The organism is Pantoea sp. JK (genome assembly GCF_026130245.1).
In the GTDB taxonomy this organism is placed as follows: domain Bacteria; phylum Pseudomonadota; class Gammaproteobacteria; order Enterobacterales; family Enterobacteriaceae; genus Pantoea; species Pantoea trifolii.
In genome coordinates this window covers 305,341-329,814 of the sequence record NZ_JAINFN010000004.1, presented here as the reverse complement: position 1 = coordinate 329,814, position 24,474 = coordinate 305,341, and the positions used below count along the sequence as shown (strand labels likewise).

The window sequence follows — 24,474 nt, the reverse complement described above, 5'->3', positions numbered from 1 at the left end:
TACGGCTGCGATAGCCGTACTGAATTAACGCCACTTGCACTTATCGGCGCGCGAATAACGCGCCAGCTTAATTAAAGTGCAGGGCATACAGCAAATATCGTTAATGTCGTGACGTTCGTTGAGAAGGCCCGTCTTTGGATGCACCTTCTCAGCCCCGGTCGGCATTTCTTGTTTTTGGTGATGAGCACGATAAAGACGCCAGCGTTTTTTAAGGTTCATTACCAGACAGGTAAAAATTTAATTTAAGTACGTCATGATTGGCGTGGTAATGGCGTTAAGCCAAATTACCGAAAGAAAAAACGTAACTGGCTGAAAATTAACTGAACTCTTATGAGCGCAGCGCAGCCTCTTTACGCCAAAAATAGGGGTTTCACTGTGGTCAGTATACAGGTAGCTGCAAGCCTGGGGCGGTAGCCTGCCTGGTTTAGCTGATGAAAACAGAATGAAATTGCACGATTCATTTGGCGATTATCTTATTTAGCGATCTTTTTACAGAGAATTAAAGGCCAGTTTTATTTGACCTGAGGAAACTCTGAAATAGACAAGCAACAAATGTTAAGCCGGGCGCAAGCAACGCGCAGTGTGAATCACTGCAATGTTCATAGATTACTTTTTTCGCCCGCAACTTTTACTCCGACAGAGTCCAGAGGTTATATGCAAAATCCCGTTAACGACGTTTTAATCAGCGTCATCGTGCCGGTGTATAACGCCGCGGCGTATCTGGAACGATGCATTGATAGCCTGCTTCAGCAGGAAGAGAGCCGTTATGAAGTGATATTTATTAACGACGGCTCCAGCGATAACTCGCTCGCGCTATTACAGAGCTACGCCCATTACCCACATTTTCATATCATCGACAAAACCAATGGCGGCGTCTCGTCGGCGCGCAATCAAGGCATTCGAGCCTCGCGCGGCAAACTGCTGTGCTTTTTAGACGCCGATGATTTTCTGCCAGCCAGCGCGTTTGCCACCTATGTGCGGCTGATGCAAAACAACATTGCGATGGTGGGTGGCGAATCGCAGCACTTCACGCCGCAAGGCGAGCCGCTCGATTTCCCGGCCAACACGACTGACACGCGCCAGCTGACCGCTTCGGCGGCGATCAACGATCTGCTCTATTTCAATCCGCGTCACGGTATCTGCGACAAGGTGTTTCGTGGCGATGTGATTCGTCAGCATCAGCTCAGTTTTAACGAAGAGATTTATAACTTCGAAGATCTGCTGTTCGTGATCAATTACCTGCATCTGCAACAGGATCGTCAGGTGATCTTCACCCAGCAGGTGGTTTATCACTATGTGGAATCTACCAACTCTGCCACGCGTTCGGCGTTACGGGAAAAGCATTTCTCCTTTGCGCGTTCGTTTAACGGCATGCAGGCGTTTTTATCCGCGCAGCATAGCCGCTGTTATTACCATCTCTATTTAAAAGTCACCTCATCTTATATCTATAAAGCGCTGCACAGCGACGGATTCAGCCGCGCCTTTATTGATGAATATATTTCGCTCTACCGTCGCAGCTTTAAGTCCTATTTCACATCAGGATTAATGTTCAATCCGTGGAGCCTGTACTTTGCGCTGTTTTTTGTCAGTCCACGACTGGTATCGCGTCTGCGCCGCCTGGCACAGAAATAAACGCTGAGGTTAAGTTGTGAAAGATAAATTAAAAAACTCCATGTGGATGATCGCTGAAAAGCTGATTGCAGTATTCGGCCTGATATTTATCACCTCCTATGTGGCGAAATACGTTGGGCCAACCACTTTCGGCATTATCTCGATCTCGATGCTGGTATTTCAGTTCATCCAGAGCATCGCGTTAATGGGCAGCGATGTGATTCTGCTGAAACGCTTGTCGCAAAATCATCACTCCGGCATGCGCTTAATGATGGCGACCTTTCTGCTGGTGTTGGTGATTTACGGCGTGCTGGCGGCCAGCGGCATGTTGATTATGGGCGAAGAGTGGAGCACTGAAGCGCGGGTGTTTATCTTCGCGGCGGCGATTGCCTGTCTTTTCTCTTCGCTGGATCTGGTCAATATCTACAACGAAGCGATGCTCAATGCGCGCCTGAATGTGATCGCCAATCTGGCGGGTTTGGCTATCAGTCTAACGGTGCGCTTCTTTATTTCGTATTACGGTTTGGATTCGCAACTGTTGTCGATTCCGATCGTACTGGCGACCTTTATTCCTTTTGCTATCAAACTGACGATATTCCTGAAATACCATCGTCAGGTACCGATTCCGGCACTGCGCCAGATGAAGAAATATTCCCGCTATATGGTGGCGTCCGGTATTTCTCTGGTGTTTTCTGTGATTGCGGTGGCGATTTATACCCGCGTTAACCAAATCAGCGTGTCGTATTTCCTTGGCGTGAAAGAGGCGGGGATTTTCTCTGTCGCGCTGACGCTCGCCACCGCGTGGGTATTTTTACCCAATGCCTTGCTGGCTTCCTTTTTCCCGGCGTTCTTTGCCGAGCGTGACGATCGGCAATCGATTATCAAAGCGCAGAAATTACACCTGCTGGTGATTGGCGTCTCGTCGCTGGTGATTCTGGCGATTTGGTTATTGTCCGGATGGTTTATCCGTGACTTTTACGGTGCGGAGTATCTCGATGCGGTCGCGCCAACGCTGTTACTCAGCGTCGGTGCGATGTGCGCGGTACTGAGCAGCGTGATGGATCGTTTCATTATTAAGTACAACGGATATCGCTATTTAGTGAAGAAAACCTTCGTGGTGTTATTAATTTGCGTGGCCTCTTCTTTAATTTTGGTTCCTAACTTCGGTTTAAATGGCGCGGCCATGAGCGTGGTATTAACCGAATTTTTATCGTTCTCCCTGCTTAATTACTTTTTCCCTGCTCAACCGGTAATGCGTATTCACCAAATATTTATCAACCCCAGGAAACTATGGCTGTTATTCAACAATATCAAAACCTCAGACAGTAAAGAGAGTTTATCATGAATGAAAAACCACTATTTAGTCTTATCATTCCCGTCTATAACTCACAAAAAACCATTAAACGTACCTTGCTGAGCGTGCTTAAACAGACGTTCAGCAGTTACGAAGTGATTGTGGTTAATGACGGCAGCAGCGATTCAACCGCAAATATTCTGCAGGAGTTTAGCGCTTATTCGCAGGTCACGGTGATTCACCAAATAAATGCCGGTGTCAGCGCTGCTCGAAACAGCGGAATGCAGCAGGCCTGCGGTGAATATGTGTTATTCCTCGATGCGGATGATTGGGTGGACGATAACTTCCTGATGATCTTCAAACAGAATCTCGATGCCTGGCCAGCGGAGTCTGTCGATTTGATGGTGGGAAACCTCAACGACAACCGCGTAGGAAAAGTGTCGCAGGCGGGCTTCTTCAGCAACGAGGACATTCCTTATGTGCTCGGTGAGCTGGAGATGAGTGATAACATCGGTTATCTGCATAACAAATGTTATCGCCGTCAGATTATTGATGAGCTGAACCTGCGCTTTTTGGAAGGTATCTCCATGAGCGAGGATTTGTTGTTTAACCTTAAATTCTTCAGTTGTATTAGCAATTTCCTTGTCACACCGGGCGCTGCTTATCATTATGAAGATGTGGAGGGTTCATTATCGAAGCGTAAAGTGCAATACAGTGAACTGAAAGTGCGTAAACAGTTTCTCACTGCACTGTATGATTCGATAATCAGTAAATATCAGTCCAGCAATCTCGATTATTTCCTCAAGGGCATTTCCAAACGTGTACTCGCGTTGGATATGCAAATCGTGACGGCGATGTATCACTCTTCGTTTTCACCTGCGGATATAGCCCAGGAAATTAATGAAATAAAGCGGGGTAAATACTCAAAAGGTATTTTCATTCTGCTGAATAAAAATGAAAAATTGAAGTACATGATTATGAATTTGAATACACTTACAGCGTACTATTTTCTTTATGCACTCTACAGGATGCGCGCATTCTGATTTGAAATTCTCCCGGTGTTAGTCTCTGGACGCATTTGCTGTACAGAGGCTAGTTGCCGGGGGAGTTTCACCCGATGTTCTCAGCTTTACCCGTGGCAACAGCCCAGCGTTGCCACACCTTTCCACTTTCCTCCCGTCTTTCTGCACACTCTCCATTTCTCCTTCTTGCACTCATCCCGCGTCTCATGTCAAATAGCGCCCCATGCAATCGATTGCGCGCATGTTCCGTGCATTTAGTGCGGCGCAAAACATCAGGATGCGTGAATTTCATCTCATGAAGCGTCATCCTTTGCGTTCCGGCCGGGCGGAGCAGCCTACGCCATGATGAGCAGTCATCCTTGTGGCTGCGTGTTGATAAAGCTTGAAATTCTGGAGAGACAGATGGACAACTCACAAACCGGTACGCTTGGCACCGTAGAAACGGCGGCTAAGGGCTGGCGTAAGAGTGATACCGTGTGGATGCTGGGTCTGTACGGTACGGCGATTGGTGCGGGCGTGCTTTTTCTACCGATTAACGCTGGTGCAGGCGGGCTGATTCCGCTGATTATCATGGCGATTCTTGCCTTCCCAATGACCTATTACGCGCACCGCGCGTTAACGCGCTTTGTCCTCTCCGGTAAAAATCCCGGCGAAGACATTACCGAAGTGGTGGAAGAGCACTTCGGCGTGGGCGCGGGTAAGGTCATCACTTTGCTCTACTTCTTTGCCATCTATCCGATCTTGCTGATGTACAGCGTGGCGATCACCAATACCGTCGATAGCTTTATCGTGCATCAGCTGGGGCTGGTTTCGCCGCCACGCGTGCTGCTGTCGCTGATTCTGATCATCGGCATGATGACGGTGGTGCGCTTTGGCGAGCAGATGATTGTGAAAGCGATGAGCGTGCTGGTGTTTCCGTTTGTGGCGGTGCTGATGCTGCTGGCGGCTTATCTGGTGCCGCACTGGCATGGCGCGGCGCTGGAAACCTTATCGTTAAACGCGAATGTAAGCGGCCACGGCATTCTGATGACGCTATGGTTAGCGATTCCGGTGATGGTGTTCTCCTTTAACCATTCGCCGATCATCTCCTCTTTTGCCGTTGCCAAGCGCGATGAGTACGGCGCAGGCGCGGAGAAGAAGTGTTCGCGCATTCTGGCGAACGCCCATCTACTTATGGTGGTGACGGTGATGTTCTTTGTGTTCAGCTGCGTGCTGAGCTTGTCGCCCGCCGATCTGCAGGCGGCGAAAGATCAGAACATCACCATTCTGTCTTACTTAGCAAACCACTTTAATGTGCCGATGATTGCCTGGATGGGGCCGATCGTTGCGATGGTAGCGATCACCAAATCGTTCCTCGGGCATTATCTGGGAGCGCGTGAAGGGTTTAACGGCATGGTGGTGAAGTCGCTGCGCAGCCGCGGAAAAACCGTTACGCCGCAGCGCCTTAATCGCCTGACCACCGCGTTTATGCTGCTGACCACCTGGCTGGTGGCGACGCTGAACCCCAGTATTCTGGGCATGATTGAAACGCTGGGCGGGCCGATCATTGCGATGATTCTGTTCCTGATGCCGATGTACGCCATCCAGAAAGTGCCGGCGATGCGTCAGTACAGCGGGAAGATCAGTAACCTGTTTGTGGTGATTGTTGGCGTGCTGGCGATTTCGTCGATTGCGTATTCGCTGGTGAGTTAGCATTGTAGGGGCGCCATTAATGGCGCTCAGTTAAGCATTGAGCGACTTTCGTTCGCCAGTTGCTGAGGCAGTTGCAGCACCTTCGTGCGGCGACCGAGCAGAGAGCGCCTGGCCGCGCCCTCTGCACTCCCGGGCCTTGCGCCAGCCCAACCCGCCGCTGCGCGGTACCTTCACTCATTCACGATTCCTGACGGACCGGTGGCGATTCGCTCCTGCTCAGCGCCACCTCTCGCCGCATCCATGCGGCTCGCCCTGGAATCCCTCATTCGCTCAGCGGTTTGGGATGTCGCCTCAACACCGTCGCTGTAGCAGTCGTGCGTATTCTTAACTCAAAATCGCTATAAATCCCGTAGGGTTGCCATTCATGGCAACCTGTTTATCTTTACACTGCCGCCGTTTTAAACACACTCATTGACTGCGCCAGACGATCGGCCTGTTCCTGCAACGCCTGCGACGCCGCTGAGGCTTCCTGCACCAACGCGGCGTTCTGCTGCGTTACCGCTTCCATCTGCGTAATCGCCGAGTTGATCTCGCTGATCCCGCTGCTCTGCTCGCTGCTGGCAATGGTGATTTCGCTCATGATATCCGCCACGCTTTTCACGCTGTTAACCACTTCACCAATGGTTGAACCGGCGTGCGTCACCAGACGACTGCCTTCATCCACCTGCGCCACTGAGTCCTCGATCAACACCTTAATCTCTTTCGCCGCAGACGCCGAACGTGCCGCCAGATTACGCACTTCGGTGGCCACCACGGCGAAACCACGGCCTTGTTCACCGGCGCGTGCGGCTTCGACGGCGGCGTTAAGAGAAAGAATGTTAGTCTGGAAAGCAATGGAGTCGATCACGCTGATAATATCGACGATCTTCTTCGAAGAGAGCGTAATCGCTTCCATCTTCTCGATCACCTGTTCCATCACTACGCCGCCTTGCTTCGCCACGTTGGAGGTATTGGCCACCAGCTGATTGGCTTCGCGCGCGTTCTCGGCGTTGTGCTTGACGGTGGCGGTCATCTGCTCCATCGCTGACGCGGTCTCTTCCAGCGAGCTGGCCTGCTGTTCGGTACGCGACGAGAGATCGATGTTGCCGCTGGAGATCTGATTTGATGCCACGGCGATGGTATCGGAACCGGCGCGCACATCGGAAACGATGGTCAGCAAGTTGTCGTTCATCGCCTGCAGCGCCTGCATCAGCACCGCCGTTTCATCTTTGCCGCTCACTTCTATATGTGAACTGAGATCGCCTGCTGCGACTTTTCCGGCTATTTCCACCGCTTCATTCAGCGGACGCACAATCGATCGCGTCAGCATAAAGCCCAACACGATGGCGGCGGCAATGGCGATAGCAGAGAAGATCAGCGTCATCTCAATGGCTGATGAGCCGTTATCAATAATTTTTGCGCCTTCCTGCTCCAGCTGTTGTGACTGTGAGTTGGCAAACGCCACGGCGCTATCGAGAAAGGCATTCTGCGTGCTGGTAATGGATTTCAGTACATAGGCGCTGGCGGCATCAGCATCGCCTGCATGTACCAGATTCAGCAGCGCATTTTTCTCCGCTTCAAACTTGTCGCTGGCGGCTAACAGACCGGCAATCTTCTTTTTACCCACTTCAGTCACCTGCACCGCTTTGATTTTATTCATCGCGCTGTTGGTTTTGTCAGTGGCGTCCGCTAATTGCTGATAACGTTTGACGTTATTTTCCGGACGCGTGGTATCAATCACGATGCCGCGCAGATATTTGATCTGTTCGTTCACGCCGTCGCGCACGTCAAAGCCAAGACGGACTTTCATATAGCGATCTTCAACGATCGAGGTAATGCCGGTTTTGATGTTGTTAATTTTGGTTATCGACGTGACGCCGACGATGATTAACAGTGCCACCACCAGACCAAAGGCGATGCCCAGACGGACGCCGACCTTCATATTTTTTAAGCTCAACATTGGATCTCCCCGTAATGCCAAAAATTGATGTTTTCAAGACGGACAAGCAGGCAAGGTGCCCGCTTCAGGTTGATGTTTTGTAAGGTGAAAATCGTTGCGCAGCGTGACAAAGCTGGTATGGCAGCACCGGCGCAAGCGCTATCAGTTATCGGTTGTTAATGTTTTAACTTTAATTTTTTAGAGGTACGTCACAGTTTGGTTAATGACGTTAACCTTGGGTTTTGGCTGGGCGGAAATGCCAAGGATTTTGTAGGGTGCGCATTGATGGACACTTGGTTAACTGGTCGCGATGAATGGCGTAATGCTTGTTAGTTAAGCCAACGATGAGTGCGCAGGCCGGGGCCACTTTTGGTCTGGCTGTCCTCGCGCCGCTTACGCGGTACCTTCACTTCGCTCGTCTGCCTGACGGACCGGCGTAGACGGGACATCCTTGTCCCGGCTCCGCCTTTCGCCCGCGTCCTGCGGGCTCTCCTGGCTTCCTCACTTCGTTCAGCGCTGCGGATTGCCTGCCCAAAAGCGTCCCCGGCCTGCTTCCAAGCTTCAGTGTGTGTTGCTGAAAAGGGCTCATAAGTTAGATGCGCTGACGCGTCTGCTGCGGCAAAAGGGCTATTCGCAGCGCTGAGGCTTTTACGTTGGGCCAGGAGCCTCACGCATGGATGCGTGAGGCAGTTCGGGGCCGGCCAGGACGGCCGATCCGCGAACGGTCCGTCGGCACGACGTGGAAGCCGAAGGCATCGCGCTAGCGGCGCGAGGACGGCCCGTGACGCAGCAGATGTGTCAGAGCCCGCTACCTATTCAAAGCAAAATGTTTTCTTAACTGACAAGCATTACGCCATGAAGGGTGGCGTTACGATAATTAACGCGGCTTTTTCAGCACGCCGTGAATCACATTCGACAGCTCGTTGATTTCGAATTTCGCCACGTAACCATCGGCACCGACTTTACGCACGTGATCTTCGTTGGCGCTGCCGGAGAGCGATGAGTGAATCACCACCGGAATCTGACGCAGATTGTTATCGCGCTTGATGTTGCGCGTTAAGGTAAAGCCATCCATTTCCGGCATTTCGAGATCGGTCAGCACCAGCGCGATCTTGTCGTGGATCGATTCACCGTTGGCTGCGGCTTCTTTCTGCATCTCGTTAATTTTGATCCAGGCTTCAAGACCGGTGTTGTGCATAATCGCCGGGATGCCCATGCTTTTCAGGCCTTGCTCCAGCAGCTGACGCGCCACTTTGGAATCTTCCGCCACAATCGCTACCTGACCTGGCTTCAGATTGAAGTCTTTGGCGGTCTCTGCGCTCGGCTCAACGCCGCGCACGGAAGGAATGATGTCATACAGAATCTGCTCAACATCCAGCACCATCGCCAGATTGTTGCTCTGACCATCGGTATCCAGACAGGCGATGCTGGTGATGTTGCGGCTACCGATGCCCGCTTCAGCGGTATGCACCTGGCTCCAGTCGAGACGCACAATGTTCTCCACCGATTCCACGGCAAACGCCTGAGTGCTGCGCGCATATTCGGTCACCAGCAGCAGGTTAAGGCCGGTTTCCGGTTTGCAACCGGTCACGGCAGGCAGATCGATAACCGGAATAAACTGGCCGCGAATACTCGCCATGCCGAGCAGCGGCGATTGCATGCCCGCAGCGCGGGTGATGGTTGGCATCGGCACGATTTCACGCAGTTTAAACACGTTGATGCCGTACAGCTCAGATTTGCCTTTCAGCTGATCGGAACCCAGTCGGAACAACAGCAGTTCGAATTTATTGGAAAGCGCAAGGTTGGCGCGTTCATCGATCTCTTTCTGAAAATTATCCATCATGGCCTCGGAGCAGATCTGGGCTGGGTAAAGGGCAGGGCAATATCGCCGTGATTAACTTATCGGCAGAAGAGAAAAAAAATGAAGGGGAGATAACGGAAATTTTAGCGTGAGAGCGATCGCCCTCACGCGGGTACGATTTATTTCAACAGAATGGCGCGCACGCTTTTACCTTTGATCTTGCCCTCTTTCAGCTTGATCAGCGCTTTCTTCGCCTGAGCGGCGTCGATAGCTACATAGGCGTGCGTGGCCGTCATATCGATCTTGCCGATCTGATCGCCGCTGAAACCGGCTTCGCCGGTCAAGGCACCCAGAATATCGCCGGGACGGATTTTGGCTTTGCGGCCACCATCAATGCACAGCGTCATTTTGGTCGCCGGCAGCGATTTGGCGCTGGTGCCTTTCAGCGTGCTGGAGGAAACCCAGTTAAGCTTCTGCTGCAGATACTCTTCCAGCGCATTGGCGCGCACCATTTCATCGGGGGCGACAAAGCTCACCGCCAGACCTTTCTCACCCGCACGACCGGTGCGGCCGATACGGTGAATGTGCACTTCCGGATCCCACGCCAGCTGGAAATTCACCACCAGCGCCAGCGATTTGATATCCAGGCCGCGCGCGGCGACATCGGTGGCGATCAATACGCGGATGCTGCCGTTGGCGAAGCGAATCAGCACGCGCTCACGATCGCGCTGCTCGAGATCGCCATGCAGCGCTAACGCACTAATATCACGTTCGTTGAGCGCGGCGGCCACGTCGTCACACTCGCGCTTGGTGTTACAGAACACCACGCAGGAGGCCGGTTGCTGCTGGCTGAGCAGCGCGCCGAGTAGGCTGTGACGCTCTTTGGCACTGGCTTCAATAAACTGCTGCTCAATGGTTGGTAACTCGGTTTTGTCTTCGGTGGCGACCGCCAGCGCATCGCGCTGAAAACGCTGGCTGAGGCTGGCGATGGTATCCGGCCAGGTCGCAGAGAACAGCAGCGTCTGGCGCGTTTCCGGCGTAAAGCCGATGATCGCTTCCATATCGTCGCGGAAGCCCATCTCCAGCATGCGATCGGCTTCATCCAGCACCAGCGTTTGCAGCTGGCTGAGATCGAGGTTGTCGCGCTTCAGGTGATCGAGCAAACGGCCCGGCGTGCCGACCACAATGTGGGGCGCATGCACTAAGGAATCGCGCTGCGCGCTCATTGGCTGGCCGCCGCACAGCGTCAGAATTTTGATATTGCGCGTAAAACGCGCCAGCTGGCGCAGCACGTTACTGACCTGATCGGCCAGTTCACGCGTCGGGCACAGAATCAGCGCCTGGGTGTGGAACTGGCTGTTGTCGATGCGGTTCAGCAAGCCCACGCCAAAGGCGGCGGTTTTGCCACTGCCGGTTTTCGCCTGCGCACGCACGTCGCGCCCTTCCAGAATCGCGGGCAGGGAAGCAGCCTGAATCGGCGTCATGGCGTCGAAACCCATCTCGCGCAGGTTATCGAGTTGGCTGGCGGGCAGTTGCGTCAGGGTAGAAAAAGCAGTCACGGGAAAGTCTCTAATTGCGGGTAGGATTGCGGCGGTCAGTCTGGCAGAAAGGGGCGTGATCGGCAATGGCAAAAGCGCCGCTGGTTCCTACTTGAAATCAGTAAGCGTTATACCAGACTTGTCTCTTTTTTAGGCATTCAATGGTGCGAAGTTCTAATGCTTTTAAGGTTGATTTAATCCTGAGAAGTTGCGTTAAAAAAAGACATCTTTAACGAAAAGGGAGAATTAGCGTTGTGAAACAACTGTTATCACGTCTTTTGGCACCCTTTTTAGAGGTGTCTCGCTAATGAATGGCTGCGGTTAGGTAAAATTCTGATTAAAACGAATGGCTGATTTGCTTTATATTTAGCGCGCCATTTGGCTAATTATTAAAAACCCATAATATTTCAGAGGTCATTTTGAGTCATTCTGTCCAGGGACAAAACGAAGACATTCTGAAAATCGTCGGCCGCGCCGTGTTAACGCTGCATGTGCATGGAGAAACCTTATCCTCGGATAAAGTGAGTTCCATGATTGCCTGTTATGCGGAAGAAGAGCCTGTCCGTGACGATGAAAACCAGCGGCTGTACGCGCTGGCGATTCAGATGCTTTCGTAAAATCCAGCACTCATCGGGTGTGCGCGTGCCGCCCTGTTTATGTCGTACGTAAAGCCTCCTTGCGGAGGCTTTTTTGTTGGGGTGGTGCGGCCATTGAGATGGTCGCCATGTAAACGGTGCGTGCATTGAGACGGTCGCCATGAATGGCGACCCTACGGGTAACATCAGGCGCTGAATACGGGCAACCCGCGGTGGAAGGTGGCGCGTACCGGGGAGATGCGGGCGACGGCTTCTGCGGAACAGCTGGCCTCGACCAGCATCATGCTGGCTTCATCGTTGACCTTCGGCCATTGTCGCTCGCCCTGATTCGACAGCGGCAAAATCCCGCCGGTGGCGATATGCAGCGCGCGGCTCAAGCCAAACTCATCGGAACCGCGATACAGCTGCGCGTACAAATTGGCTTTTTCCAGCATGCTGCCGGTGCCAAACGGTGACCAGTGGTCGATCACGCTGTCGGTACCGGTCATCACCGTGATGCCCGCCGCCTGCAACTGCGGCAGCGGCATGGTCAGTTTGCCAATTGGAATGGTCGAGGCCACGCTCATCTGCTGTTCGGCCATGCCGGCGATCATCTGATCCAGCGCTTTGCCTTCCAGCGTGCCAAGCGCAAAGCCGTGGCTCAGCGTCACTTTGCCCTTGAGCTGCGGGTTTTTCGCGATGGTATCGATCATGTACTGAATTGCCGCCACGCCGGATGGCGAGGTTTCATGCAGATGGATATCCACGCCGCGCTGGAAATCAAGGGCGATCTGGAACATCGCATCCAGCGACGCCTGCATCGCGCCATCCACGTTGGTGGGATCGAGCCCGCCGACAAACTGCACACCCATCTGCATCGCTTCACGCATCAAGCCATCGACCTTCGAGTGCAGCAAACCGTGCTGCGGGAAGGCAACGATTTCACACGGGAATTCCGGATGATTCGCCAGCGCCAGCTTGAGGTGCTCAAGGCTTTTCAGGCCGCTAACCGGATCGATGTTGCAGTGGCTGCGCGCTTCGGTGGTGCCTTTGCTGTGCAGCAAACCAATGATCGCTTCCGCTCGCGCCTGCGAGGTCGGCAGCAGTTGCGGGATCAGCACCTGTTCGCGCGCAATCATATCCATGATGGTTTTGCCCTGGCGCGGACGCGGCGCTTCCCACGGGCCACCGTAAAAGGTTTTATCGAGATGGATATGCATATCGCGGGTGCGCGGCAGCAGCAGGGCGCCGTTGGCATCCCACTGTGGCAAGGCGGCGTTGCGCGCTTTGCCTGCGGCATCCATTGCCGCAAAAGTGCCGTCTTTGATGGTGATGTCGTACAGCGCGGTGCGCGTGGCGATCACCTCTTTACCGTCGCGCTCAAAGTCCTCTTCGAGGCGTACGTTGAGCAGTTGATAATGCGCAACGCGCGGCGGTGGCGTGTGCGGCTGCGGGCTGTTGGCGAGCAGCGGTGAAGCGGGCGCGGCGTAGCTGATGCCGGCGGCCAGCAGGCTACCGGCGGCGGTCAGGCTAAGGAATTCGCGACGGCTGGGAGAGGTTAGTTGCATCAGAGGTTCCATCAAATGAGAAACGCTTAATCTGGCAAAACTCAACGCAGCGCGCTGCGATATTTGCCACTGGTTAGCAGTGGAAAAATCACTGCCATTGCAACTGACAAAAGGTCACCAGCGCGGCGGCTAACGCCTGCTGTAGATCGTCCTGCGGCGCACGGCAAAACAGCGCCAGTTCAAAATGGTTGATGCTGGGCAAACCATCGGCTTCACCTAATACGCGATGTTCAGGCAAGCGGCAGCTGGCGGGCAGCAGCGTTAAGCCCAATCCGGCGGCGCTGGCGCTGGCGAGCGCCACCAAACTGGAGCTGCTGTAGCTGATGCGCCAGCTGCGGCCAAGGCTATCCAGCGTCTGCGCCATCTCTTCACGATACAAACCGAGCTGCGGGAATACCACCAGCGGCACCGGCGTTTGCTCAAAGCAGGGATGTGCGGCGCTGTCCAGCCACAGCAGCGGCTCGGGGCGCGCAGCCAGCGGACGTTCGCCGCCCGGCTGCTTGATAAGCATGATATCCAGCTCCTCGCGCTGCCAGGCGCGATGGAGATCGACATACATGCCGCTCATCACATCGAGGCGCAGTTGCGGATGTTCGCGGCTAAATTCGGCCAGCAAGCCGGCGGTCGGCGCGGCGAAATCTTCCGGCACGCCGAGGCGCAACACGCCGTCACGCCATTTATCGCTCAGCACGTCGTGCGCTTCGCCGTTCAGCGCGATGATGCGGCGCGCATAGCCCAGCAGCTTCTCGCCCTCTTCGGTGAGCGCCACCTGATGCGACGTGCGCTGCAGCAGCGGTTTGCCGATCATCTCTTCCAGCCGACGTACCTGCTGGCTGACGGTGGATTGCGACAGATGCACGCGATCGGCGGCGCGGGTAAAGCTGGCGGTTTCGCACACCGCCACAAAACTCAGCAGTTGCTGCGGGGTAAACATCGGCTGACGATTCATTTTTCCACTGGTCGTTATGGTGTTATTTCATTTCCAAATAGTAACGACTGCTGCGATGCTGACAACCTCTTTGCAGCAGGATTGTGTATGAATCGACATTATGACGGATTAACGCTCGGCGCTTTGGTGTTGGCTGGGCTGAATATGCGACCGTTACTCACTTCTATTAGTCCATTACTCGGCCAGCTTCGCCAGACGATGGGACTCTCTTCACTGGCGGCCTCGCTGCTGCCTGCGGTACCGATGGTGATGATGGGCGCGGTCGCGCTGCTGAGCGCTTCGCTGATGCAGCGTGTGCCGCTGCAACGCTTACTGCAGGCCGGATTGACGCTGTTGCTGCTGGCGCTGGCGGCGCGAGGCGTGATCCACAGCGGCAGCTGGCTGGTGGTTAGCGCGCTGTTCGGCGGCCTCGGCGTGGGCGTGGTGCAGATGGCGATGCCGGGCCTGATTCGTCAGCGCTTTGCGCAGCGCAGCGCGCCAGTCACCGGATTATGGGCCGGCGCGTTGATGGGCGGCGGCGGTTTGGGGGCAGCGTTATCGCCGTGGCTCAGCGATCATTTTGGCTGGTCGCTGGCGCTGACCGGCTGGGCGCTGCCGGTGCTGCTGGCGATTGGATTGTGGCTTTACGTGCGCGTGCCCACCGCCGCCAGCACGGAAAACGTTGCGCTGCCGTCGCTGTGGCGCACGCCACGCGCCTGGACGCTGGCGATCAGTTTTGGCCTGGTGAACGGCGGTTACGCCACCTGTGTTGCCTGGCTGCCGGATGCTTATCATCATCTTGGCTGGTCGGCGCAGGCTGGCGGATCGCTGCTTGGCGCGATGATTCTGTGTCAGGTTGCGGGTGCGCTGTTGATGCCGCTACTGGCGCGCAAGGCGGATCGGCGTCCGCAGCTGATTATCAGCCTGGTTTGTCAGCTGATCGGCATGAGCGGTTTTCTGTTTGCCCCGCTGTTCGCGCCGTGGTTGTGGGCGGCGATTGCCGGATTTGGACTGGGCGCGGCGTTTCCGTTGGCGATGGTGCTGGCACTCGATCACCTGCCGCATCCGCAGGCCGGTGCGCGGCTGGTGGCGTTTATGCAGGGCGCAGGTTTTATCATCGCGGGTTGCATGCCGTTTATCGCCGGTCAGCTGCAGGCGTTGACCCACAGTTTCTCCAGCGTCTGGTTGATGCAGACGGCGGTGACGGTTGGGCTGATCGTGCTGAATCTGCGCTTTCACCCGCGCAGTTATGGTCGGGCCTTTGGTCGGACTACGGCGTAATTGGTCCTACCGCATGGCGCAATTGTGGCCGCGTCGTCACATAACATGAAAAATCCCGCCCGTTTCGTTGCATCGAAATAACAAAGCATTAACCATTCTCCTCCACGAAGTCCGCCACGCTGCATTTTGGTCCTACCAATTTAGCGTGGCGGGTGTGTATCACACAGGATAATGCGATGACGGAAAACACGCTGCGGGCGCGGCTCTGCGCCTGGATTACAGAGCACCAGCTGGAGCCGGGCATGCGGCTGCCGTCCGAACGCGCGCTGGCGGCGGAGTTTGGTTCGTCGCGTTCGTCACTGCGCGAGGCGATCCAGCAACTGATCAGCAGCGGCGTGTTAATCAGTAAACGCGGTGGCGGCACCTGGCTGCGTCAGCCGCAGCAGCCGTGGTCGGAACAGCGCATCGTTGAGCCAATTCGCCAGCTGCTGGCGGAGGATCCCGATTATCGCTATGACATTCTCGAAGCGCGCCACGCGATAGAAGCCAGCACCGCGTGGCATGCGGCGTTGCGCGCCACCGAATCGGATAAAGAGAAGCTGAGCTTCGCCTTTGATGCGCTGCTGAAGATTAAGCACAGCGACGATGCCGATCTCGCGGCGCAGGCCGATCTGCGTTTTCATCTCGCCATCGCCGAAGCCTCGCATAACGTGGTGCTGCTGCAGACCATGCGCGGCTTTTTCGATCTGCTGCAATCTTCGGTGCTGCACAGTCGCCAGCGCATGTATACCCAACCGGTGATTTTCAATCGTCTTAACGAACAGCATCAGGCGATATTTGATGCGGTGATGGCCGGTGACGCTGAAGCGGCGCGCCAGGCAGCGATGGATCACCTCGGTTTTGTTCACACCACCATGAAAACCCTGCATGAAGATGAGGCGCGCCAGGCGCGCATTACGCGTCTGCCGGGCCACCCATGACCTCAGCACAAGGAAAATAAGGGATGATCATTTCTGCTGCCAGTGACTATCGCGCCGCGGCGCAACGCATCTTGCCACCGTTCTTGTTTCACTATCTGGATGGCGGCGCCTACGCCGAGCACACGCTGAAGCGCAATGTCGCCGATCTCTCCGACGTGGCGCTGCGCCAGCGCGTGTTGAAAAACATGTCGGAGTTGAGCCTTGAAACCAAACTGTTCAACGAAACGCTATCGATGCCGGTGGCATTAGCGCCGGTCGGCTTATGCGGCATGTATGCGCGACGTGGCGAAGTGCAGGCGGCGCGCGCGGCGGCGCTGAAAGGGATTCCGTTTACGCTCTCCACCGTGTCGGTTTGCCCCATCGAAGAAGTGGCGCCTGCGATTAATCGTCCGATGTGGTTCCAGCTCTATGTGCTGCGCGATCGCGGCTTTATGCGCAATGCGCTGGAGCGCGCCAAAGCCGCTGGCTGTACCACGCTGGTGTTCACCGTCGATATGCCGACGCCGGGCGCACGCTACCGTGATGCGCACTCCGGCATGAGCGGCCCCAATGCGCCGCTGCGTCGTTACTGGCAGGCGGCAACGCATCCGCAATGGGCGTGGGACGTCGGTTTACATGGCCGTCCGCACGATCTCGGCAATATCTCCACCTATCTCGGCAAACCGACCGGGCTGGAAGATTACATCGGCTGGCTGGCGAACAATTTCGATCCGTCGATTTCCTGGAAAGACCTGGAGTGGATTCGTGAATTCTGGGATGGCCCGATGGTGATCAAAGGCATCCTTGATGCGGAAGATGCGCGCGATGCGGTACGTTTTGGTGCCGATGGCATTGTGGTGTCGAATCACGGCGGGCGTCAGCTGGATGGCGTGCTGTCGTCGGCGCGCACGTTGCCGGCAATTGCCGATGCGGTGAAAGGCGATATCACTATTCTCGCCGACAGCGGCATTCGCAGCGGGTTGGATGTGGTGCGCATGATTGCGCTCGGAGCCGACAGCGTGCTGCTGGGACGCGCGTTTGTCTATGCGCTGGCAACGCACGGTCAGCGCGGCGTTGAAAATCTGCTCAATTTGATTGAGAAAGAGATGAAAGTGGCGATGACGCTGACCGGTGCGAAATCGATCAAAGAGATTACTCAGGCTTCGCTGGTGCAGGCTAACGCGCTGCTGAGCGAGGCGGGCTTGAGTCCGGCGCGTCCTCGCGCGGTGAGCTAATCCAGCAGAATGAGTCATGTTGTCTATACTCAATAGCTGTCGAACATAACAGGAGGAATGACATGACCATTCATAAGAAAGGATCGGCCCATTGGGAAGGCGACATTAAAGGCAAAGGTACGGTGAGTACGGAAAGCGGCGTGTTGAGCAATCAACCTTACGGTTTCAATACCCGTTTTGAAGGCGAGAAGGGCACCAACCCGGAAGAGCTGATTGGTGCCGCACATGCCGCGTGTTTCTCCATGGCATTGTCATTGATGTTGGGCAATGAAGGGCATCCGCCTACAAGCATTGATACCACCGCTGATGTGTCGCTGGATAAAAAGGGCGACGGGTTTGCCATTACCAAAATCGCGCTGACCAGCGCCATCGTCTTGCCGGGTATTGATGAGGCGAAGTTTGATGAGATTATCCAGAAAGCCAAAGCGGGCTGCCCGGTCTCTCAGGTACTGAATGCTGAAATCACGCTCGACTACACGCTGAATAAATAATCGCCCAAATGGGTGACCAGCGTTAGAATCAACGGTGCGCCTTAGGGCGCATCGTTGCTTTCTGTCGTCTGGAGGATGCGTGGCAAAAAAACTGGCTGCAACCAAACACTGGAAAATGATCGTGGTGCTGTTGTGCATCTGCGGGGCGCTGATGCTGATTCGCTGGGCGGCGATGATATGGGGATGAAAGAGTGGATCAGCAGTCACAAGCTTGGCGTGTTAGTGATGGTAATTTTAGTGCTGGAGTTACTGCATTATCTGCTCACGGCATCGTGGTTCCCATGGCAGATCGGCTAATCAATCAGGCGAACTCACTGTCTGTCTGGCGTACGTTACGCACGCTGCTGCGCGCAATGCGATAGGCCTTGCGTGGATCGCCCGCCACGAACTCAAAAGTGGGCGAGAAATAGAATGGCAGCCAGCCGCCGAAGCCGCTTTCCCATTCCCAACGTACGGGGCAGGGCCAGAGAATGCCATCATACAAAATGTAGTAAACCCAGCGTCCGTTTGGACGACGGGGGCGAGATGTTTTCATTGGATTCACAACGATGATAGTGAAAAGCAGCTTATATTTTGAACGCTACAACCCATTCTTGCAATGCCGTTTGGCTACTATTTGCGCAACTTTAATAAAGCTGGCACCGAATTAACGGTGCACTTCGCCACAAAGTAAGACCACATTTGGCCGCACTTTATGGATGCGATCGGCCATCTGCTCACAGGCCACTTTGGTCGGATAGATACGCTCCGAAACCGGTAAGGCATCACAGGCATCATGCCCACACGCGCTCACTAATAAAACAAAACCAATCAGCATAATCAGACTCCTTTAACACCTTCTCGCTGGTACGGAATGTGTGGCTGGTCGTTCCCTTTTTTTGATCCAGTATAGCTAAACGCCTTGAGAGTCAATTATCACCCTGAGCGGCTTTCGTGTCCGGCTCGCAAGATTATACGCATCACGGTGCGCAACCGTAGCTCAATCTGGGCTAAACTATGCGGCCCTGATAAAAACGATGAGTGAGTTAACATGTCGAACGAAATTGCCCAGCCAGCCAGCAACCCAAAACAAGCCGCCCTACAGCTGGTGATTGAACTGGTGCGCGCCGGAAAACTGAGCCCGCTGCAGGGTGATGCTTCTAACATGATTTCGATCTACGAGCAGTTCAAAAACCATTTCGAAGCGGAAAAAGCGTAATTTTTTTGCCAGCGGTCGCCATGAATGGCGACCCTACGCTGGCTCATCTGCGTGGGTGCGATCGTACGCTTCCTGCGCGCGTTCCAGTGATGGACCATGCTCCAGCGCCCAGTCATACAGCGCGATAAACGGTTGTTGCAGCGTCTGCGCCAGTGGCGTCAGGCTGTATTCCACACCGATTGGCGCTGTGTTTAACACTTCACGATTCACCAGCCCATTGCGCTCCAGCCGCTTTAACGCATCCGCCAACGCTTTATGGGTGATGCCATCCAACCGACGACGAATCTCGTTAAAACGCGACGGCTTAGTACAAAGCACGGTGAGAATTAAAATCGACCATTTATTGGTGATGTGCTCCAGCACCGGCCGGGTTTTTCCTACATCTCTCAAGCTGTTACCGTCGATCTCCGCCATGGCGATATACTCCGCGATATCTGGTATAAATAAAGTGCGTAATTGTTATTAAGTATAAAATATATACCATCGGCTTTCTACCCAAACAGGAGAGAGCAGATGAGCAGACTGGATAACAAAGTGGCGGTGGTTTTGGGCGGCGCAAAGGGAATTGGTCTGGCGATCAGCCAGCGTTTTGCCAGTGAAGGCGCGACAACCTGGTTTACCTCGCGCCGCGATGAAGAGTTACAGGCCGCCAGCAGCAGCATCAACGGCAACGCGCATCCGCTGCGTGCCGATGTGAGCCAGCAGAGTGAACTAACGCGCATTATCGAGACGATCAGGCGCGAATCCGGCCAGCTGGATGTGTTGGTGATCAACGCTGGCATGGCGGAGTACGCCACCATTGATGAGATTAGCGCCGGGCATTTTGACCAAATCTTCGGCCTCAATGTGCGCTCGCCGGTGTTTGCCCTGCAGGCAGCATTGCCGCTGCTGAAGCCCGGCGCCAGCGTGGTATTGATGGGTTCAATTGCCGATGTGATTGGCACTCAGGGTTACGGCGTTTACAGCGCCAGCAAAGCCGCGCTGCGATCTTTTGCCCGCACCTGGACGCGCGAGCTCTCCGCGCGCGGCATCCGTATAAACGTGGTGGCGCCTGGCCCGATCGATACCGATATGATGCAGGCGGCTTCTGAAGAGGTGCGCAACGGCATTACCAGCACCATTCCGCTCAGTAGAATGGGTAAATCCGAAGAAGTGGCCAACGTCGCGCTGTTCCTCGCCAGTGACGAGAGCAGCTACATTGCGGGCGCAGAAATCTGTGTGGATGGCGGTTTGACGCAGGTATAAGCATCATAAATAGCCATCTCAGGATGGCTGTTTTGCTTTGGTCAGGCGAAATACCAGGCCGGCAGGATAGCGATCAGGTTATTCAGCGTGTGCAGGAAAATCGGCAGCGCCAGGCTGTTACTGCGCAAACGCGCATAGCACAACAGCAGGGAAAACAGCGTTAAGGCGACCAGCGTTTCCCAGTGCACATATTGAGTGTGCATCACGGCGAACAGCAGGGAAGTGAGTAGCATGCAGGCAAAACGACTTCTCGGCGCCCACAGCAGAAAACCTTGCAGTAAAAATCCCCGGAACAGCACTTCTTCAAATACTGGCGCCAGCAAGACGGCGGTGAGCAGCAGAATCAGCATCGAGCTGCGCCCCTGCTGCGATTGCGCAATCAGCCAGCCTTCCGGTTGCAGAAACTGCGTCTGCGCCACCATCAATGCAAACAGCAAACCGATAAACAGCAGCGCCTGCATCGGACGCACATACCCCAGCGGAATATCGCTGCGACGCTGACAGTAAAAACGGTACAGCGGATAGATCACCGCAAACTCCACCAGGCAAAGCACTGGCATCAGCAAGCCGTTGGTGCGCAGCATCCCGTAATTGGGAAACAGCGTAACCAACATGGTCACAAGGTAATAGACCACAAAGCTACCCACGTAAAACAGCGTCAACGTAACTTTGTCGGATTGGGTGTCCATAGGCGACTCAGCGAGCAGAGGAGAGCGCATAGTAGCAACGCCGATCATCGCTGTCGAGGTGGCGTGCTGCACATTTGCGCTGCTCAAATATTCCACCAACAAGACTAAATCTGCGGCACTCGGGGCCGATAACCTTTCAAACCCTTACAGGGTGGAGATGTGCGCAGTCTGCGTTGTCATCCGCCTTTTTTGCTGCCTGTATTTCGCGAGCATTGCGCATGAATTCTGAGTTTCACCGGCACGCGGCACTGGCCGCCAGGGCCAACATGGAAGCACACACGGTACGGGTAACGCGGCGCAGCCTGCGCACCTTGTCCTCGCTGCTGTTTGGCGTGCTGCTTCTCTCTGTGGTGATGGTGCTGGTTATCGCCCATCGACAAAATATCGACGCCATCCAGCAGGATGCCAATTTGCTGCGTCAGGCGTGGCAGCAACAGCAGCAGGAGATGATCGTCGATGCGCGCGATTATGCTAACTGGGGCGAAGGCTGGAAAAACCTGCATCTGACAATCAATAAAGTCTGGGCGTGGGACGAAGAGAACTTTGGTCCGGGATTCTACAAGGAGTATCACTACGACGGCGTGTTCGTGGTGGATGGCAAGGGGAAAACCCGTTACGCGGTAATTCGCGGCAAATTATCCGATGTCACGTTAGAAAGCTGGTTAGGCGCACAAAGTGACCTTTTGGTGAGCACGGCACGTACGCTGCATGATGCCGTGGCACGCAATGCAAAGGTGGAGAATCATCCGGCCATTCTGGTGGCCGCGCCGATTACGCCGGGCAAAGTGCCGGATTTGCCGACCATTCCCGGCCCTGCTTCGGTGATGGTGTTCGTTAACATCTTTACCCCAGACAAGCTGCTCTCGTTGGGCAAATCTCTGAATGTGATTGAGCCGCGCATCGCCAGCGATTTAAACGATGCGCTGTTTGAACCTCGGCTGGTTGAGCCGGTGCTGCAGGGCGAGCCGTTGGTGTTACGCTGGCAGCCAAAAAATCCAGGTTTCGGCGTGATCTGGCTGATGATGCCGCTGCTGCTGTTCACCGCGCTGGCGGTGGCGCTGGTGACGCGTCGCGTGCTGCGTCATGCGCTGCACAATGCGGTGATCTCCGATCGGCGTTTTGAAATGCTGGCGATCAGTCAGCGTGAGTTAGCCAACAGCGAAGAGCGTTTTCGCGATCTGGCGGAAGCCGCCTCGGACTGGATTTGGGAAATCGACGATCAGGGCCGTCTCTGCTATCTCTCCTCGCGCTTTGCGGCGGTGACCGGCCATGAAGTGAAAAGCTGGATGGGGCGTCCGCTCGATCAACTGCTGAGCCATCCCAGCCATTCGCTGGTCTCCTGGCTGATGCGCCAGGGCGAAGAGGTGCAGCATGAGCCGCTGCGCTGCCAGTTTATGTCGGCCAACGGCGAGCGCCGCATTGGGCAGTTAATGGCGAAAGCCATTCGGCGTAACGGCCTGCGCTCGGGTTTTCGCGGCACGGTGTCGGATATCACCCACGAAGTGGACGCCGAAGCGCGCATTCAGTTTCTGTCACGTCATGACATGCTGACTGGCCTCGCGAACCGCATGCAGCTGCAGGAGTATTTAACCGCGTATCTGGAGAGCGTTAGCGAGGATGATCCGCTGTTTGTTATCAGTTTCGATCTCGATCAGTTCAAACCGATCAACGATACGTGGGGCCATGCGGTCGGCGATGAAGTGCTGAATGAGATCTCGAAACGGCTGAAAAGCCTGCTGGCGCCGAATGAACTGGCGGCCCGGCTCGGCGGCGATGCCTTTATTTTGCTGCTGCGCGAAAGCACGCGCGCTGGCGTAGAATACCGCTGTCGTGCGCTGCAGCGCATGGTGCATCAACCGATCATCAGCGGCTCGCATCATATCAGCCTTACCGCCAGCATGGGCATCGTTTCGGCACCGCAGGATGCTGCGCATCCGGAAGCGCTGTTACGCCTGGCCGATATTGCGCTGGCTCAGGCGCGCAGTGCCGGACGCGATCAGTGGGTGTGGTACTCCAGCGATATGGCCAACCATCTGCAGTCAAAACGCGACATGGTGCAGGCAATTGAAGCGGCGCTGCACAATCACGCCTTCACGCTGCATTATCAGCCGCGCTATCAGCTACAAAGTGGACAACTGGCCGGCGCGGAAGCGCTGATTCGCTGGCAGATAGCCGACGATCAGTGGATCACGCCCGATCGTTTTATCCCTTTAGCGGAAGAGAACGGCCTGATTGCGGCGATCAGCGATTGGGTGCTGATGCGTGCTTGCGTAGACGCCCGCGACTGGGGCGATCAGCGCTATGTTTCCGTCAACATTTCGCCGGTGGAGTTTCGTAATAACGATCTGGTGCAGCGCGTGGCGCATGCGCTGGAGGTGAGTGGATTACCGGCTACGCGGCTGGAACTGGAGATCACCGAAAACGTCACTTTTGAAAATCCGGATCGCGCGCTGGAAATCATGCAAGGACTGCGCGCGCTTGGCGTGCGGCTGACGGTGGATGATTTTGGTACCGGCTATGCGGCGTTGGGTTATCTGAAAACCTTCCCGTTCAACGGTCTGAAGATCGATCGTTCATGGATGAAGGAGTTCCCTGAATCGCAGCAGGCACAATCGGTAGTGGCGGGGATAGTCGGCCTGGCACGCGCGTTTGCGCTGACCATTACCGCAGAAGGGATTGAAACCGAAGCACAGCTGAAAGAGCTAAAAGCGCTGTCGTGCGAGGAAGGGCAGGGATATTTCCTGGGCCGTCCCATGCCGCTGGGGGCGTTTAATGCGCGGTTGCAGGAAGAAGTTACATCGTAGGGTCGCCATGTATGGCGACCCTCGTGTGAAACCGCTTAACGCACTCTGATCGCAACAAACGTCATCAGCGCCGCGAAGCCAACAAAAATCACCAGTTCCATAACGCCTCCTAACTAAGAAAATTCTTAGTTAATTGTAGTGTTCCGACGCCTGATGTTTAGACAGTGCGTGCGATTAATCCTAACTTTTGAGAGGAAGATCGTGCTTTAAAGCGAAATTACGCGACCAATCTGCTGTAAATATTTCCGCTTCACGGTCACGCTTTGCTACTCTCAAAAACCGGTTGTCTATTAATCCAGGAGGAGAAACTTGTGACCCATTATGGAAAAGCGCTACTGGTAACGGCCTTATTTGCCCTCAGCGCCTGCCAGTCCGCCAGCAAACCTGACAGCAGCGCTGCTGCCAGCCACGATCCGGAAACCGATCAGTGCGGCGCATCGCAATATCAAAACTACGTTGGTCAGCCATTATCAACGCTCGATAGCAAACGCTTCGCGGTGCCGGTGCGTGCCATTCCGTGGAATTCAGCGGTAACGATGGATTTCAATCTGCGTCGGGTGAATTTCGCGGCAGATCAAAGCGGTAAGATTTCCCGGGTGTACTGCGGATAACACCAAAACGACATTGCATTGTCATCTGGCTGTCACAGCGCCGGGCGAGAATAACTGCGCACTACGGAGATTTC

The 24,474-nt window shown here is 55.0% G+C and carries 23 protein-coding genes; 14 read left to right on the top strand and 9 right to left on the bottom strand.

Features of this window, described 5'->3' with window-relative positions:
* Positions 1 to 654 precede the first annotated feature (654 nt).
* From PanJK_RS11980 to PanJK_RS11965, 4 genes are all read left to right on the top strand, one after another.
* A complete protein-coding gene (locus PanJK_RS11980) occupies positions 655 to 1,632 on the top strand; it encodes a glycosyltransferase family 2 protein (RefSeq protein ID WP_265299893.1) in 978 nt (325 codons plus the stop codon).
* Between the two features lie 16 nt (positions 1,633 to 1,648).
* Positions 1,649 to 2,956: an oligosaccharide flippase family protein gene (locus tag PanJK_RS11975; RefSeq protein WP_265299891.1), complete on the top strand. Its 1,308-nt coding sequence runs from the start codon at positions 1,649 to 1,651 to the stop codon at positions 2,954 to 2,956.
* Entirely contained in the window at positions 2,953 to 3,948 is a 996-nt protein-coding gene (locus PanJK_RS11970; protein ID WP_256695731.1) for a glycosyltransferase family 2 protein, read from the top strand. Before PanJK_RS11975 ends, PanJK_RS11970 begins: the two co-directional genes overlap by 4 nt.
* Before the next feature lie 381 nt (positions 3,949 to 4,329).
* The gene (locus PanJK_RS11965) at positions 4,330 to 5,619 is read left to right on the top strand and encodes an HAAAP family serine/threonine permease (RefSeq protein ID WP_265299888.1); all 1,290 of its coding nucleotides are present in this window, start codon (positions 4,330 to 4,332) and stop codon (positions 5,617 to 5,619) included.
* Between the two features lie 382 nt (positions 5,620 to 6,001).
* Here the strand turns inward: PanJK_RS11965 and PanJK_RS11960 are convergent, their stop codons facing one another.
* The 3 genes from PanJK_RS11960 to dbpA all read right to left on the bottom strand — a co-directional run bounded on the left by PanJK_RS11960 (position 6,002) and on the right by dbpA (position 10,897).
* Positions 6,002 to 7,558, bottom strand: a complete 1,557-nt coding sequence (locus PanJK_RS11960; RefSeq protein WP_256695733.1) for a methyl-accepting chemotaxis protein — start codon at positions 7,556 to 7,558, stop codon at positions 6,002 to 6,004.
* Between the two features lie 856 nt (positions 7,559 to 8,414).
* Positions 8,415 to 9,377 carry a chemotaxis protein gene (locus PanJK_RS11955; protein ID WP_008105989.1) on the bottom strand — a complete coding sequence of 321 codons (963 nt, stop codon included), beginning with the start codon at positions 9,375 to 9,377 and terminating at the stop codon, positions 8,415 to 8,417.
* Between the two features lie 140 nt (positions 9,378 to 9,517).
* Positions 9,518 to 10,897 (bottom strand): ATP-dependent RNA helicase DbpA, encoded by a 1,380-nt coding sequence (gene dbpA / locus PanJK_RS11950; RefSeq protein WP_008105991.1) that lies wholly within the window; start codon positions 10,895 to 10,897, stop codon positions 9,518 to 9,520.
* Between the two features lie 398 nt (positions 10,898 to 11,295).
* Between dbpA and PanJK_RS11945 the strand changes: the two genes are divergently transcribed.
* On the top strand, positions 11,296 to 11,493 hold the full coding sequence (locus PanJK_RS11945) for a hypothetical protein (protein ID WP_256695734.1): 198 nt from the start codon (positions 11,296 to 11,298) through the stop codon (positions 11,491 to 11,493).
* Positions 11,494 to 11,657: 164 nt separating this feature from the next.
* Here PanJK_RS11945 and PanJK_RS11940 read toward each other — a convergent pair whose 3' ends face one another.
* On the bottom strand, positions 11,658 to 13,019 hold the full coding sequence (locus PanJK_RS11940; protein WP_265299883.1) for an amidohydrolase family protein: 1,362 nt from the start codon (positions 13,017 to 13,019) through the stop codon (positions 11,658 to 11,660).
* 88 nt (positions 13,020 to 13,107) lie between these two features.
* Positions 13,108 to 13,968, bottom strand: coding sequence for a LysR family transcriptional regulator (locus tag PanJK_RS11935; protein ID WP_008105998.1), 861 nt, complete (start codon positions 13,966 to 13,968; stop codon positions 13,108 to 13,110).
* An 87-nt stretch (positions 13,969 to 14,055) separates the two neighbouring features.
* Here PanJK_RS11935 and PanJK_RS11930 point away from each other — a divergent pair, with 87 nt between their 5' ends.
* The 5 genes from PanJK_RS11930 to yniD all read left to right on the top strand — a co-directional run bounded on the left by PanJK_RS11930 (position 14,056) and on the right by yniD (position 18,040).
* Positions 14,056 to 15,228: a cyanate transporter gene (locus PanJK_RS11930; RefSeq protein ID WP_265299880.1), complete on the top strand. Its 1,173-nt coding sequence runs from the start codon at positions 14,056 to 14,058 to the stop codon at positions 15,226 to 15,228.
* 176 nt (positions 15,229 to 15,404) lie between these two features.
* Positions 15,405 to 16,148 (top strand): transcriptional regulator LldR, encoded by a 744-nt coding sequence (gene lldR, locus PanJK_RS11925; RefSeq protein ID WP_265299878.1) that lies wholly within the window; start codon positions 15,405 to 15,407, stop codon positions 16,146 to 16,148.
* A gap of 23 nt (positions 16,149 to 16,171) precedes the next feature.
* A complete protein-coding gene (gene lldD, locus PanJK_RS11920; RefSeq protein ID WP_265299876.1) occupies positions 16,172 to 17,362 on the top strand; it encodes an FMN-dependent L-lactate dehydrogenase LldD in 1,191 nt (396 codons plus the stop codon).
* 62 nt (positions 17,363 to 17,424) lie between these two features.
* Positions 17,425 to 17,853 carry an OsmC family protein gene (locus tag PanJK_RS11915; protein ID WP_154183140.1) on the top strand — a complete coding sequence of 143 codons (429 nt, stop codon included), beginning with the start codon at positions 17,425 to 17,427 and terminating at the stop codon, positions 17,851 to 17,853.
* 79 nt (positions 17,854 to 17,932) lie between these two features.
* On the top strand, positions 17,933 to 18,040 hold the full coding sequence (gene yniD, locus PanJK_RS11910) for a small membrane protein YniD (protein ID WP_021507251.1): 108 nt from the start codon (positions 17,933 to 17,935) through the stop codon (positions 18,038 to 18,040).
* A 114-nt stretch (positions 18,041 to 18,154) separates the two neighbouring features.
* Here yniD and PanJK_RS11905 read toward each other — a convergent pair whose 3' ends face one another.
* A complete protein-coding gene (locus PanJK_RS11905; protein WP_256695739.1) occupies positions 18,155 to 18,388 on the bottom strand; it encodes a hypothetical protein in 234 nt (77 codons plus the stop codon).
* A 111-nt stretch (positions 18,389 to 18,499) separates the two neighbouring features.
* On the bottom strand, positions 18,500 to 18,670 hold the full coding sequence (locus PanJK_RS11900; protein WP_007887091.1) for a hypothetical protein: 171 nt from the start codon (positions 18,668 to 18,670) through the stop codon (positions 18,500 to 18,502).
* A gap of 213 nt (positions 18,671 to 18,883) precedes the next feature.
* On the opposite strand from PanJK_RS11900, the gene PanJK_RS11895 reads away from it, so the two are divergent.
* A complete protein-coding gene (locus PanJK_RS11895; RefSeq protein WP_008106014.1) occupies positions 18,884 to 19,051 on the top strand; it encodes a hypothetical protein in 168 nt (55 codons plus the stop codon).
* Positions 19,052 to 19,084: 33 nt separating this feature from the next.
* Here PanJK_RS11895 and PanJK_RS11890 read toward each other — a convergent pair whose 3' ends face one another.
* Positions 19,085 to 19,465 (bottom strand): winged helix-turn-helix transcriptional regulator, encoded by a 381-nt coding sequence (locus tag PanJK_RS11890; protein ID WP_265299867.1) that lies wholly within the window; start codon positions 19,463 to 19,465, stop codon positions 19,085 to 19,087.
* A gap of 99 nt (positions 19,466 to 19,564) precedes the next feature.
* Here PanJK_RS11890 and PanJK_RS11885 point away from each other — a divergent pair, with 99 nt between their 5' ends.
* Positions 19,565 to 20,296 (top strand): SDR family NAD(P)-dependent oxidoreductase, encoded by a 732-nt coding sequence (locus PanJK_RS11885; RefSeq protein ID WP_265299865.1) that lies wholly within the window; start codon positions 19,565 to 19,567, stop codon positions 20,294 to 20,296.
* Positions 20,297 to 20,337: 41 nt separating this feature from the next.
* Here PanJK_RS11885 and PanJK_RS11880 read toward each other — a convergent pair whose 3' ends face one another.
* Positions 20,338 to 20,985: a CPBP family intramembrane glutamic endopeptidase gene (locus PanJK_RS11880; protein ID WP_008106020.1), complete on the bottom strand. Its 648-nt coding sequence runs from the start codon at positions 20,983 to 20,985 to the stop codon at positions 20,338 to 20,340.
* Between the two features lie 218 nt (positions 20,986 to 21,203).
* Here PanJK_RS11880 and PanJK_RS11875 point away from each other — a divergent pair, with 218 nt between their 5' ends.
* Complete coding sequence (locus PanJK_RS11875; RefSeq protein ID WP_265299863.1) at positions 21,204 to 23,789, top strand: EAL domain-containing protein; 2,586 nt, start codon at positions 21,204 to 21,206, stop codon at positions 23,787 to 23,789.
* Between the two features lie 311 nt (positions 23,790 to 24,100).
* Positions 24,101 to 24,400, top strand: a complete 300-nt coding sequence (locus PanJK_RS11870; RefSeq protein WP_265299862.1) for an I78 family peptidase inhibitor — start codon at positions 24,101 to 24,103, stop codon at positions 24,398 to 24,400.
* The last annotated feature ends 74 nt before the right edge of the window (positions 24,401 to 24,474 follow it).